This window comes from Aquibacillus sediminis, from assembly GCF_005870085.1.
Classification (GTDB): domain Bacteria; phylum Bacillota; class Bacilli; order Bacillales; family Amphibacillaceae; genus Aquibacillus_E; species Aquibacillus_E sediminis.
Map to the genome: position 1 here is coordinate 64,126 of NZ_SZNM01000013.1, position 13,804 is coordinate 77,929.

At 37.5% G+C, this 13,804-nt stretch carries 12 protein-coding genes; 2 read left to right on the plus strand and 10 right to left on the minus strand.

All coding sequences use genetic code 11. The features are described from left to right. Positions 1-481: 481 nt before the first annotated feature. A complete protein-coding gene (locus FCI53_RS13050; RefSeq protein WP_138419502.1) occupies positions 482-1,507 on the plus strand; it encodes an aromatic acid exporter family protein in 1,026 nt (341 codons plus the stop codon). A gap of 89 nt (positions 1,508-1,596) precedes the next feature. Here FCI53_RS13050 and FCI53_RS13055 read toward each other — a convergent pair whose 3' ends face one another. Then, complete coding sequence (locus tag FCI53_RS13055) at positions 1,597-2,442, minus strand: hypothetical protein (protein ID WP_138419503.1); 846 nt, start codon at positions 2,440-2,442, stop codon at positions 1,597-1,599. Between the two features lie 510 nt (positions 2,443-2,952). On the opposite strand from FCI53_RS13055, the gene FCI53_RS13060 reads away from it, so the two are divergent. Continuing rightward, positions 2,953-3,531, plus strand: a complete 579-nt coding sequence (locus tag FCI53_RS13060) for a hypothetical protein (protein ID WP_138419504.1) — start codon at positions 2,953-2,955, stop codon at positions 3,529-3,531. A 174-nt stretch (positions 3,532-3,705) separates the two neighbouring features. On the opposite strand, the gene FCI53_RS13065 is transcribed toward FCI53_RS13060, so the two are convergent. The 9 genes from FCI53_RS13065 to FCI53_RS13105 all read right to left on the minus strand — a co-directional run bounded on the left by FCI53_RS13065 (position 3,706) and on the right by FCI53_RS13105 (position 12,754). Then, on the minus strand, positions 3,706-4,497 hold the full coding sequence (locus FCI53_RS13065; protein ID WP_171038170.1) for a SurA N-terminal domain-containing protein: 792 nt from the start codon (positions 4,495-4,497) through the stop codon (positions 3,706-3,708). Between the two features lie 222 nt (positions 4,498-4,719). Then, positions 4,720-5,250 carry a chromate transporter gene (locus tag FCI53_RS13070; RefSeq protein WP_138419506.1) on the minus strand — a complete coding sequence of 177 codons (531 nt, stop codon included), beginning with the start codon at positions 5,248-5,250 and terminating at the stop codon, positions 4,720-4,722. 5 nt (positions 5,251-5,255) lie between these two features. After that, the gene (locus tag FCI53_RS13075; protein ID WP_138419507.1) at positions 5,256-5,816 is read right to left on the minus strand and encodes a chromate transporter; all 561 of its coding nucleotides are present in this window, start codon (positions 5,814-5,816) and stop codon (positions 5,256-5,258) included. A gap of 264 nt (positions 5,817-6,080) precedes the next feature. After that, positions 6,081-6,263: a cold-shock protein gene (locus FCI53_RS13080; RefSeq protein WP_138419508.1), complete on the minus strand. Its 183-nt coding sequence runs from the start codon at positions 6,261-6,263 to the stop codon at positions 6,081-6,083. Between the two features lie 193 nt (positions 6,264-6,456). After that, the gene (gene xylB / locus FCI53_RS13085; protein ID WP_138419509.1) at positions 6,457-7,956 is read right to left on the minus strand and encodes a xylulokinase; all 1,500 of its coding nucleotides are present in this window, start codon (positions 7,954-7,956) and stop codon (positions 6,457-6,459) included. Positions 7,957-8,221: 265 nt separating this feature from the next. Further along, positions 8,222-9,328 (minus strand): sugar ABC transporter permease, encoded by a 1,107-nt coding sequence (locus FCI53_RS13090; RefSeq protein WP_246050108.1) that lies wholly within the window; start codon positions 9,326-9,328, stop codon positions 8,222-8,224. A gap of 49 nt (positions 9,329-9,377) precedes the next feature. Beyond that, the gene (locus FCI53_RS13095; RefSeq protein ID WP_138419511.1) at positions 9,378-10,913 is read right to left on the minus strand and encodes a xylose ABC transporter ATP-binding protein; all 1,536 of its coding nucleotides are present in this window, start codon (positions 10,911-10,913) and stop codon (positions 9,378-9,380) included. A gap of 114 nt (positions 10,914-11,027) precedes the next feature. Then, complete coding sequence (gene xylF / locus FCI53_RS13100) at positions 11,028-12,146, minus strand: D-xylose ABC transporter substrate-binding protein (protein ID WP_138419512.1); 1,119 nt, start codon at positions 12,144-12,146, stop codon at positions 11,028-11,030. Positions 12,147-12,307: 161 nt separating this feature from the next. Beyond that, the gene (locus FCI53_RS13105; protein WP_138419513.1) at positions 12,308-12,754 is read right to left on the minus strand and encodes a hypothetical protein; all 447 of its coding nucleotides are present in this window, start codon (positions 12,752-12,754) and stop codon (positions 12,308-12,310) included. Between the last annotated feature and the right edge of the window lie 1,050 nt (positions 12,755-13,804).

Genomic DNA, 13,804 nt, shown 5'->3' on the forward strand with positions numbered 1-13,804 from the left:
TTTCATTTAATCAATGGGCAAATAACCTGTCTACACGAAGTGATATAGCGATTATTTTTATTGTATTATATGAAAAGAATGCGGTGAAAGTTAATCTTTTTGACGATTTATTTCAACATTTTCAACTTTAGTCTTTTGCACATTTTCACATCACCCCTCATATCACTTTAAACCATACGACCCGCCGTTCTGCATTTGAAGTATATCCATTAAGTAGCTTTACACCAAATGTATGCGTTTACATTTTATTTTAGTACGATGGGACGACATTTATGTTGGAATTATGACATATAGCTGGTTTTACAGCTCCATCTTTCGTTATACTAGAGATAGAGATCATTTATAAAGTGAAAACTTCAATCAGTGGGGTTTTTGCTCTTCCCCACTGAGTGTTAGTTGAACCAATCAGGGTGTTATTGTCCGTTTCACTTTATGTTTTGAAGTAAAACGGACGGTTGCACCAAGTTAAAAGGTGACGATCATGAAAAAATTCAAAATCTTTGGAAGTAGAATAATTAAAACTGGTATTGCTGTTTTTATAACCTCTTTGATTTGTCATTGGTTAGGATGGCCTGCTGTATTTGCAGTCATAACGGCAATTGTTACTGTTGAACCAACCGTATCTGATTCGATTCGGAAAGGAATTGTTCGTTTTCCTGCCTCCGCAATTGGATCAGCATATGCCGTGTTATTCATTTACTTGTTTGGAAACTCTCCAATCACATATACAGCAGCAGCTTTATTTACTATTATAACCTGTTTTAAATTAAAACTCCATGATGGCCTGCTTGTAGCAACATTGACATCAGTTGCAATGATTGAAGTGATCCATAGTAATTTTATCATTTCTTTTTTCATTCGTTTGGGAACCACATCCATTGGGCTGCTCGTTTCAACAGCAGTCAATATGTTTGTTTTACCACCTAACTATTCAAAAAGGATTCTAACTAATATCCATTCTATGCTGAAGACAACAGGGAGTGAATTGGAAAGCATTCTTAAATTGATTATTGAGGGAACATCAACCAAACATAATGAAGCAACGATCCGAGCGACATTTGCACAATTGAAAAGAAAATTAGACCGAACAGATATGTTGATTCGCTTTCAAAAAGAAGAGATGAAATATCACCGGTTAGATAAACAAGCAAGAACGATTTTTAACAATGAGCAAGAAATGATGAAAGATCTTCGTTTGATTCATTATCACATAGGAAACTTGATTAACACACCATTGGAAGATGTGTCATGGAGTGAGGAAGACCGCAAAAAAATTATCGCTACAGTGGAAACTATTTCGGATGCGATGAAACATCCTGATCACTTTTCAATTAAAGAACATCAGAAAGCAGTTAGAGAAATCATGGAACAGTTTTGGGATAATAAAAAAAGGACGACAAACCAATCGAATTCAGAGACAGCTACGTTTTTCAGTGCTGAAATTATTATCCTTTATGAATTGTTATCGATCTACAATATTGTCGAAGACCTGCTAACACGAGAGTAATGAGGCACTGTGTATCTGGTTTCTCACCAGATACACGCTGCAAGTGTCCCGTCCGGATTGGGGAAATGGTGATGCTCAATGCGAATTAATTAGGCTGGACTCCACTCATAGAACGCTTCAATTCGGTCGCTTCCTTCAACGATTAACCAATCCCTCGATTGAATCGCAATCAACTGATCGGAAGTTTCTTGTTCAAACAGATATACTTTTTCTTGTGAATGAGGATCTGTTATCGTATCAACATGTTTGATCGCCATTCCTTTTTCTTGATAGTAGGCTTTAATTTCATCAACCGATAGATCAAAGGACTTTTGGTGTGTACTGTAAAGCGGTTGCCATCTGTCGACCTTCCATTTATCTTCCGCCTTAACTGCAGTTACCTCTACCTTTAGCCCACTATTAATTTGATCAGATGGTAAAAAGGCTTCAAATACCAGCTCATTCTCATCTTGATTGAATCCATTTACGACATCAGGATACATCGATCCAAGCATTGGCCCCGTTGCATCGCAAAAACAGAAGAACGCTTCCATATTTGCTAAGATTTCTTCGTCAATAAAACGATCTGTAAAATATGGCGTTACAATTGGACGAACCACTGTTTCAAATTCTTGTAAGGATGGCTCAATTTCTTCGACTGATTGATACCAACCATTGTCCTCAATTTGATCGACTACTTCTTGTCGCACTTGATCAATTGGCTCCAATAATTGGATGATTTCTTTCGTGTCTACTTGTTCTTGCTGTTTAGTTGATGCTGCTAACTCACTCCATTTGCTTGAGTGATTATTATCGATTTGCATCGCTTGAATATCCGATTGCCCTGCTTTGTCTTCTCCGGATTGTGTAGAAGGGGAATCCAAACGTTGTCCACACCCGACAAGTATAAAAACAACGAGCAATAACATACCTACTAATAACTGATTTAGTTTCATGATACGCCCCCACTCTCTTGACAAAATTTATTTTTACAACTCATTGAATGATATAGTTACCCTTACTGATTAGACGTTGCTTAAACACAAAAAGTTACAAACTTTTCAGAATCTTTTTACCTTAGTTTTATTTCTGTTAGATACTAGACTGTTCCATTAATTTGTATAAAATACTGATAAATGCCGATTCCACCTCTCATTTATGACATATTCTATACTGTAGTGCACTACCCATAGGGTTTATCAAGAATCTCTACGTGCTATGCTGAAGAACCATCTGTCCGAAGGTGGTTCTTCCTTTTTTTACGTATGAGACAAGCTGGAAGTTCCATAGAATAGGATAAACCTTCTTTTACAGTAATCTTTACGACCGCAAAACCTTTGGCTAGTACATCGTTGCACTTCTAAACCAATTTTTTTACCGTGCAAAGAAAGGATGGCCTTTATTTGCTAACTTATAAGTTTTTGTCCATAAGAGATATTATGTCCAGTTATATAGAAGATATTCCCATGAATTCAGCTAAACTAACATGGAATACAACAAAAACTACTCCATTAACAGTCGAACAAAAGGATGGGCAGTATTATCTCATGAGTGGTTTTTCATTGTTTAACGTGCTCTATTCGTTACATGTTTATGATCGGATTCCATTTCGACTATTACCAACCAAGAGTAATACGACCGAGGAAATACTATTAAAACAATTGAAACAAGGGATTGATCGAGAAGTGACAAGTTGGCGATTCAAATACTATTTGATTGATCAATTAACGAACCAGCATCAAGTTGAACCGGCAACCATTGCAACATACTTAAACAAAGAGCGCTCGTTTGTGGAAGCCTACTTACTCTATGAGGAAATCCCTGATGAATACAAACAACAAGCGATCCGCACTGGAACCTCCCATTTAGTGAATGAAATCTATTTACACCCCGCCATTCCCGAAAATCAAAAGCTACAATACTATCGGTTAGCGGTAACAGGGGCGATTTCTATGTTTGATCTTTATATTGCTGCAAGTTACTTTCACATGAGCTTTGATGGCTATTACCTCTATCCCTTTCCACTTTCCGGTAAAAAATCGTAATTGACTCTTTTGGGGATGATCGTTCGTTGTGTGAAGGCTGATAAGTAAAATAGTGGTGAATATCTCATTCATTATAGTGGATTCGGTCTTTTTAGGTAAATATACCGTGCATGTGTTCTCTTGGTTACGAAAAAAAAGAGTTTACATGCTAAGCATGTAAACTCTTCTATCACCTTATATTAGTGTTTCAATTTCAGCGTTTTCTTGTAATTCTTGGATACGCTGTGTTAGTTGACTATTTTTCTTTTGATTTTCTAATTGTTCTTCGATAGTAGGACGTAGTTCAGATAATTCAGGAACCTCTTCATTTTGACTACTTAGCTGGTCATACATTTCTTCCACTTCTTCATCCGTTACTTCAACATCTAATTCTGCATCTTGATACTGCTGTACTTTCATTTCATAAGCCATTTGTTGCTGTAACCCTTCTTCAGTTAAGCTCATTTGACTGATATACTCTTGGAACTGTTCATCTGTTTCAAAGTTTTGTTTTAATTGATCAATTTGTGCTTCCACATCATCACTTGAAACTTCAATGCCTTGATTATCTAATTCCTGTGAAAGAACTTCTTGACTAACCGCGGCATCTAACGTTTGTTGCTTCACTAAATCTTCGTCACTTGCATCTTGACCATATTGTTGCAACATAGAAACTGTTTGATTTAACAGCATGTTGAACTTTTGTCCTGTAATCTCTTTTCCATTAACATTCGCAACAACTGTATCTTCCTCAACCTGTACATTTGCTACAACTTCTTCTATATTAACTTCTTGAGACCCAGCAGGTTCTGAATCAGTTTCTTCGGATTCTTGATCTTCTTCAGTTGTTTCTTGTTCTGTTTCATTGGTTTCTTGTTCTGTTTCACCTGTTTCCTGCTCTGGTTCTTCTGCTGTATTTTCATTGTCAGAGCATGCTACTAAAAACATAGACAAGCCCAGTAAAGCAATAAGTAATACCTTCTTCATGGCTAACCCTCTTTCTATTACATACTGTCTTCTTATTTTGACATGTCCACCCATAATTTGCAAGTCACAGCTTAGGCAGTTTCGTTGGTAGTAGTTGCAGTTAAATATAGACCGCTTTCGTTAGCCTACAAGCAACACCTCGGTTACCAACATCTTGTTGGTCCAAAGCCTGCCAAAGCAAATTAATGTAAAATAGCCTTTATGTAGTTAACCCAATATCATCTAACCTAGAAAAATAGCACCATACCCCAATGCGGCTATGATCACAAATGCAGGATGCACTTTCCATTTTTCTAATAGTAGAAAACTAACCCCCGCAATTATAATAAATTGCCATACACCTGTTTGCTGATAAGATGTATGAAAAAAGTTAAATGCCATTACACCAAGTAAAATAGCAATGGTCGGACGAATTAAACTTGTCATTTTTTTTACCCGCGGGGAATCTTTAAATTTCTGCAATACACTTAATAGCACAATCATTAGAATAAGGGATGGCATCACAGTTGCAAAAACACCTACCAAAGAACCTAGTATTCCTGCTTGTTGGTAGCCGATAAAGCCAGCCATTTTCGTTGCAATCGGTCCCGGCAAAGCATTGGCCATTGCTAACATCTCACTAAAGTCGTTCACCGTCATCCATCCAAACCGATCGACGACCTCATTTTCAACGAGCGGTATTGATGCGGGACCCCCACCATAGCCAACAATTCCCGGTATGAAAAAAGCAATAAAAATCTCCCAATAGATCATGCCAATTATCCTTCCTGTTGCGAGCTATTTTTTTCCTTTTCTGGTTTAAGTAATGCATAAAGTAGTAAAATGGCAATCACAATGCCCGGATGAATACCGACCAATTGAATCAATCCGAGTGATGCAATTGCTAGTCCGATTGTCCAGAACCAACCTAAGCCCGCCTTAGCATTTTTCAGAAATTGGTAAGTTAACACAGCCAACATAACCCCGACAACAGGAACGACAGCTTGTGTCATGCCGTTCACCCATGGTTTTTCACTAGCAGACGTCAAAAAGGTTAACAAAACAATCATAATAACAATTGTCGGAACAATCGTTGCTAATACAGCATTGATCATCCCTATAATACCAGCAACCCGGTAGCCAATATAGCCGGCCATTTTTGTAGCTATTGGACCTGGTAAGGAATTCCCTATAGCAAGAACATTAGCAAATTCTTCATCACTCATCCATTTATATTTTTCAACTACTTCCTTTTGTACTAACGGAATCGATGATGGCCCACCGCCATAACCAAGCATTCCTACTCGAAAAAAAGCTAAGAAAATATGCCATTGTGTCAAGATAATCACCTGCTTCAGTTATCACAGTGCAACCGTCCGTATACTTCCACTAAAAAACTGAATAAGTGGGAGCACACGGATGGTAACACCTCGATTGGTTCAAGGACCTGTGGATCTCTTTGTGGTACTAACACTCAGTGGGTGTAGAATCCCCAACTGAGTGACGTTTCACTTTTTTGGTTGTGTCTAGTACCACAGTGAGACAAGCCCCCCCTGTCCCACCAAAAAAGAGGCTGTGGTAGCCTCTTTGGTCATGAATAAAAATTAATCGATTTTTGGTAAAGTTTTTTCTTCTTTTACCATTTCAGACTGGCATAATGGACAGTGTGGTTCTTTGTCAAATGAGTAATCCTCTCTCATCCAGCCAGAACAATCGTCATTGGTACAAGTCCACACAACAGTGTTTACTTCGGGAGCGGGCTCTTTTCTTTGGTTATTATAAGCCATCCAACATCCCCCTTTCTATGTACTTCTTTCTATTGTACCCCATTTTTCTGAAAAAACAAAATTACATTGAAATGACCATTCTGTTTTCTCACACTTCTGTGTTTAGGTGTTCTAGTTTTTTCCATTAAAACATGCATCTAAAAAAATAGAAGCATTAGCATCCTATGCTAATACTTCCATTTAATATGCTAGATTAATTTCGGAACTCCATTAAATCTTGGTTAATTTCTGTTGTTTGCTCATATACTTTTTTATAGGTTGTAAATAGTTTTTCATAGCGTTCAACATTTTCTTGGATTGGCTGATACATTTCCGCTTCGGATAGGAATGCATCTGCACAAGCTTCAAGCGTTTCGAACCAGCCACTACCGAAAGCTGCTAGCATCGCTGCTCCCATACCTGGTCCTTGTTCACTTGTTAGTTTCACAATATTAGCGTTAAAAATGTCTGCTTGCATTTGCAACCATTCTTTATTTTTGGCACCACCACCAATCGAATAAATCGTATCAATGGTTTTACCACTTTTTCTAAAAAGATCAATCGATTCATTTAAGGAGAAGGTAATCCCTTCTAATACCGCTCTTGCAAAATCTTTACGACGATGCGAACTATCCATGCCAATGAAGCTTGCTCGGATGGTTGCATCCGCATGTGGTGTTCTTTCTCCAACTAAATAAGGTGTAAACAACAACCCATTTGAACCTACTGGTACTGTGTCAACTTCCTTTAGTAAGCTATCAAAATCCTCATCGGCTGCAAAGGTATCTTTAAACCAGTTCAGGCTATGACCGGCAGATAAAGTTACCCCCATCGTGTAGTACGCACCTGGCGCACTATGGTTAAAGTAATGGACTTTCCCTTCAAAGTCTTTGTCACCTGTTGGCTCATAAGACAATACTACTCCAGATGTCCCGATACTACAGAATGTTTTTCCTTCTGATAGAATGCCTGAACCAATTGCCCCACAAGCATTATCAGCTCCACCTGCAAACACGTTAGTTGCCTCGGACAAACCTGTTTGGTCTGCAAAATCAGACGTAATCGTTCCTACATTATCATGTGAGTTAACAAGTGGTGGACAAATGGAAGGATCTAGATCCAAGCTATCGCATATTTCCTTGCTCCATTCTCTTGCACTAATATCTAGTAAACTCGTACCCGCAGCATCCGAATATTCCATTTGTAATTGATCGGTAATGCGGTAACGTAAATAGTCTTTAGGAAGGACAAATGTTGCTGCTTTTTCAAATAGTTCTGGCTCATTTTCTTTCACCCAGAGGATCTTCGGTAGCGTAAACCCTTCTAGGGCCATATTTTTTGTTATCGAAATAAAACGGTCTTTCCCTACTTTTTCATAGATTTCCTCACATTGTTTTGTTGTACGCGTATCATTCCATAAAATAGCGTTTCGCAATACTTGATTTTGCCCATCAAGCAATACCAATCCGTGCATTTGACCAGAAAAACTCATGCCTTCAATATCATTTGCATCTCCATCAAAGGTATCAATAAGTTCTTTAATCCCTGCAGTGGTTTGCGTTACCCATTGTTCTGGATCTTGTTCACTATAGCCGGTTTTTTCTTGAATAAGTGGATAAGATTTGGACACTTCATGTGCAACCTCACCTTTTTGATTAACAAGTAACAATTTAACCGCACTCGTCCCTAAATCAACACCAATAACATATTTCATAGATACACCTCGTTTGTAGTTTTAAACTTAATTAACTTTACTTTGTTTAACAAATCTATAATATTATTTATATAACACTATCAATTCATTGCAATAACACTTCTGTGTACGCTTTCATTATAACAACACTTGATGAGTTTGTCTATAGGTTAAACTAAGTTATTGATAACTAAACATTCACCCCCACAAAATTATGTGAGGGCGCTACTTTCATTATTCGACAAAATTTATTAGTAAATCATACCTATACAACTTATTTTAATCTTTAAGCTGTTTGTTTTTTGCTAGAAATGTCAATCCAAACGGCTACAATTAAAATTAAACCTTTTACGATATATTGCCAGAATGTTTGGATGTTCATCATACTCATACCATTATCTATACTGGCCATAATTAGAGCTCCAATCACAGCACCAACAATATTTCCTCTTCCACCCATTAAACTGGTTCCACCTATTACACATGCTGCAATGGCATCTAACTCATACATATCACCAGCACTTACAGTTGCCGCATTTAGACGACTTGTCAGAATTACACCAGCCATCCCTGCAAGTGCACCCATGATTACGAAAACAGATAAGGTATTGCGCTTAATATTAATCCCTGATAATGCTGCAGCTTCTTGATTTCCACCAATCGCATATACAGACCGACCGAACGCTGTTTTACTAGAAATAAAGATAAACAAGCCTCCAAGGACGACAACGATCATCATTGGAACCGGTAATCCATAGTAACGACTTAACAGGTAAGTTATCGCTAATATTGCAATGGAATAGCCCGTAACCTTACCATAATCCACAGCTGGTGCTGCTAGATTCAATCCCATATTTGATCTTTTATGTCTATTTTTCCACGTACCATAAAAGAGCAATAACACACCTAGTACTGCAATCGTATAACCTAATGCATAAGGCAAGTAACTATTTGCTATTGAGCTGAAACTAGGGTCTAATGGTGCTACTGTTTGCCCTTTACTAATACCAATTAAAATCCCACGGAAAATTAACATACCACCTAATGTTACGATAAATGCAGGTACAGCACGATAAGCTACCCACCAACCTTGCCATAGTCCTAATAAAGCACCAACTGCTATCGCCGCTAATACAACCCATACTGTATTCCAATCAAACCATACGTGCAGAATGGCTGAAATACCACCAGTTAAACCGGCTAAAGACCCAACAGATAAGTCAATGTGTCCTGCTACAATGACCAATGTCATTCCAATAGCTAAAACGGAGATAACAGACATCTGTGTAAACAAGTTCGATAGATTACGTGCAGATAAGAATTCTCCCCCGGTAAACACACCAAAAATAATCGCGATTAAAAGTAATGCAATAATTAACGTATAAGATTGCATATTAAATTTAAAACTTAATTTAGGTTGTTTTTGAGTTTCAGTTTCCGTTTCAATTGATGGCTGACTCACGTTGCTCCCTCCTTGTAGTAGCATACTTCATGATTTTTTCTTGTGTGGCCTCTTCTCTTGAAAGTTCACCACTGATAATGCCTTCTGACATAACTAATATCCGATCCGACATTCCCAAAATTTCAGGTAATTCTGAGGATATCATAATGATGCCGACACCTTGATCAGCTAGTTCATTAATAATTTTATAAATCTCATATTTAGCTCCAACGTCGATCCCTCTTGTTGGCTCATCTAAAATTAAAACCTTTGGGTTGGTAAATAACCATTTACTGAGTACAACTTTCTGCTGATTTCCACCACTCAATTGATTAACTGTTGCTTCTAAGGTAGGTGCTTTTAAATTCATTTTATCTGTTAATTCTTGAGCATGCTTCATTTCTAGTGCAGAGTCAATAATATGTTTAGGCATCACTTTCTTTAAAGCTGCTAGTGTTGAATTTTTCGTTATTTCCATTCCTAGAATTAATCCGTAACGCTTGCGATCTTCTGAAACATAAGCTAGTCCAGCTTCAATCGCATCGGATGGTTTTTTTATGTTAACTGCTTCACCATCTATTTTCACCTCTCCAGTTTGTTTTCCTGGATAGCCTCCAAACAAACTAGTAAATAATTCTGTCCTCCCTGCACCCATTAGTCCAGAGATTCCTAGAATTTCTCCACGTTTAAGTGAGAAGCTAACTTCTGCTGCCACTTTTTCTCCAGACACACTAGTAAACGCATAGTTGTTTACTTCTAAAATATCTTTTCCAATTTGCCGTTCCTCATAGGGAAAAAACTCATCCAATGTTCGACCTACCATCTTATTTACAATTTTATCCTCAGAGAGATCTCCTATCGGGTCCGTACTTACTGTTTGCCCATCTCTTAAGACGGTGACACTATCAGCAAGACGCAAAACTTCTCCTAGCTTATGAGAAATATAGATGCATGTAACACCCTTTTTTTGCAGATCCCTTAAAATTCGTACTAAAATTTCCACATCACTTTCCGTTAATGCGGCTGTTGGTTCATCTAAAATAAGAATTTCTGCATGTTTGGTAAGTGCTTTTACAATTTCAATTAATTGTTGTTTCCCAACTGTTAATTCGCCTAACTTCATTTGTGGATCAATGTCTAAACCAACTTGATCTAACCAATATTGAGATTGTGCGTATATTTCATTCCAATCAATTACTTTCTTTCTCATTAAAGCACTGCTCAAAAAAATATTTTCACCGACGGTCATCTCGGGTACTAAGGCAAGCTCTTGATAGATAATAGCTACCCCTGCTTCTTGTGACTCTTTAATATTTTTAAATTCAACTTCTTCTCCGTTAATTTTTATGTTTCCATCATAATCACCTGATGGATAAACACCACTTAAGACTTTCATTAAAGTAGATTTACCAGCACCATTTTCTCCACACAGAGCATGAATTTCTCCTTTACGAACAGAAAAAGTTACATTATCTAGTGCTTTTACTCCTGGAAACTCTTTGGTTATATTTTCCATTTGTAGCGCATATTCAGTCATTCGTTGTTAACCTCCTACTAACACAAGTATAAGGAAAAGGGAGCACATGGCCCCCTTTTTTAAATCTATGAACTTCTAAAGGAGATCCTATGAAATTGTAAATTATTGTTCCATTTACTCTGGGTTTTCTGGACGCTCATCTTCCGGAATGTTTTTATAAACTTCATCATAGGAATGGAATCCATCTGCAATGACTGTATCCATTAAATTATCTTGGTGTACCTTAATAGGTTCTAATTTAATAAAAGGAACATCCATTGTTTCGTTGTTAACAGTACCTTGTGCTTCTACTTCATCTCCATTCGCCAGTTGAACCGCTACTTCAGCGTTTCTAACAGCTATGTCACGAATTGGTTTGTAAACTGTCATAGATTGTGTACCTTCCGCGATTCGTTGCACAGCAGCCAAATCAGCATCTTGTCCAGAGATAGCTACTTCCCCAGCTAGGTTTTGTGAGGATAGTGCTTGAATGGCACCACCTGCAGTACTATCATTTGTTGCAACAATTGCATCTATATCGTTTGCATTGGCTGTCAAAGCATTTTCTATGATATCTAGGGCAGCTTCTGCTGACCAACCATCAGCCCATTGGTCACCTATAATTTCAATATCACCATTATCAACTAGTGGTTCAACAACATTCATTTGTCCTTCTCTAAACATTTGAGCATTGTTATCTGTTGGTGCCCCACCTAGCATAAAATATTTTCCAGTAGGTACTTGTTCAGTAATATATTCTGCTTGCATTTCACCGACACGAACATTATCAAAGGAAACATAAGCATCAATCTCTGCATTGTTTATTAATCGATCATAAGCAACGACTGGAATATCCTCTTCTTTTGCTTGATTAACTACAGGGCTTAATGCATCTGAATTATTTGCGATAATAACTAATACATCAATACCTTGTGATAACATCGTTTGGATTTGCGATAATTGCTTTTCATCTTTACCGTCAGCTGATTGAACAAGTATTTCATCAGCACCTAATTCCTCTGCTTTTTCTATAAAGATGTCTCGGTCGTGCTGCCACCTTTCTAATGATAGATCTGCTACAGATAAACCAATTGTTAGCTGATCTTCACTAGCACTTTCATTATCACTATCATTATTTCCATCTGAACCACCATCACTTTGTCCTCCTGACTCTGTTGCTTGACCGCAGGCAACGAGTAGTGATAACGCTACCAACAAAGTTAACACAAATAAAGATTTAACTATTTTTCTCATGACCTAACCCCTTTCAATTTTTTGAACACGCTTACATTATAACAACAAACTCTTCGTTCGTACAGTGGATAAACAAAGTTTAACTGTAAATTGTCAATATTTTGACAAATAACCCCCCCTAAAAAATAACTGGAATGGAATTTTGTGTAGTTTGCTTTTGTTTATTCTTTATAATCCCACAACACCTTCCACTCCCCTTCTTCTTCCGTTGCATAAACGGGTTGTGATAATTCAAATCTTCCATAGGTTCCCTTGTATGTTTGAGTTACGGTAACTTCATATACTTCACTCAACCTTGATGCTCCATTTTCCATTCGCCAATTTGACTTTTTGTCCACATCACTTAATGTGTATGAAAATGTATTGACGCCAAAATGATTTAGGAACACATGTGCACGGTCTTCCATGTAAGTTCCCTTCTCAAATTTTTCCTTCATTTGTGGATGAAACATCTCCCATGATTCCGCAAACTTCCCCTCTTGTTCATAGCTATAGAACGCATCAATAGCACTTTTAGCTTGATGACGTGGGGATAACTGGATACTGATAACAATCGTGCCTCCAATTAAAATGATAGCCGCAAGAACAAATCCAAGTTTTTTCCTCATGCGATCCGTCTCCCTTTAGTTTAACTTTGTTTAAATGTATTCAAAATAAAACAGAAATAGTCGTTTTGCTTGTCAACTGTGAGGTTTGGCACCCTTACTTTGATACTTTTTTCCTATATACAAACGCATGATAAACTAGTTATAATGAAAACGGTTACAAGTCATGAGTGTTTCCATTTTGTTGCAATCATTCAATCACCATAAGTTATTGTGGTTAAATGGATGCAACATTGGGATTGAATGATTCAATGATAGATTGTCCCCCATTGAGCATCCGGTTACGGGTGCTTCTTTTTTTATCACTTAATTTTGTTAAATTACATAACCGACGTATTTAAAAAGCATCTACCACACTAAATGGGTAAATTAATTAATGCATATAAGCTCTATGAACTTTTAACTTCTACTAATTCTAAGCTTTAGTGCATATTCAGGGCACGTTTCGTACGCAATCGTTTACCGTTTTTGCTCTTTTACGATGATTCAGGGTACGTTTTAATCTGAATCGTTTACCGGTTTCGCTCTTTTACGATGATTCAGGGTACGTTTTGATCTGAATCGTTTACCGGTTTTGCTCTTTTACGGTGATTCAGGATACGTTTTAATCTGAATCGTTTACCGGTTTTGATCTTTTACGGTGATTCAGGGTACGTTTTGATCTGAATCGTTTACCGGTTTCGCTCTTTAGCGATGATTCAGGGTACGTTTTGATCTCAATCGTTTACTGGTTTTGCTCTTTTGCGGTGATTCAGGGTACGTTTTGATCTCAATCGTTTACCGGTTTTGCTCTTTTACGATGATTCAGGGTACGTTTTGATCTCAATCGTTTACCGGTTTTGCTCTTTTACGATGATTCAGGGTACGTTTTGATCTCAATCGTTTACCGGTTTTGCTCTTTTACGATGATTCAGGGTACGTTTTCCACGTAATCGTTTACCGGTTTCGCTCTTTAGCGCAGAACCTGGTCACATTCCGCACGTAATCGTTCACTGTTCACTTGCCGAATTTATTCGGTTCCTTTTGTTCATAAACATTTCGCGCTATACTAAT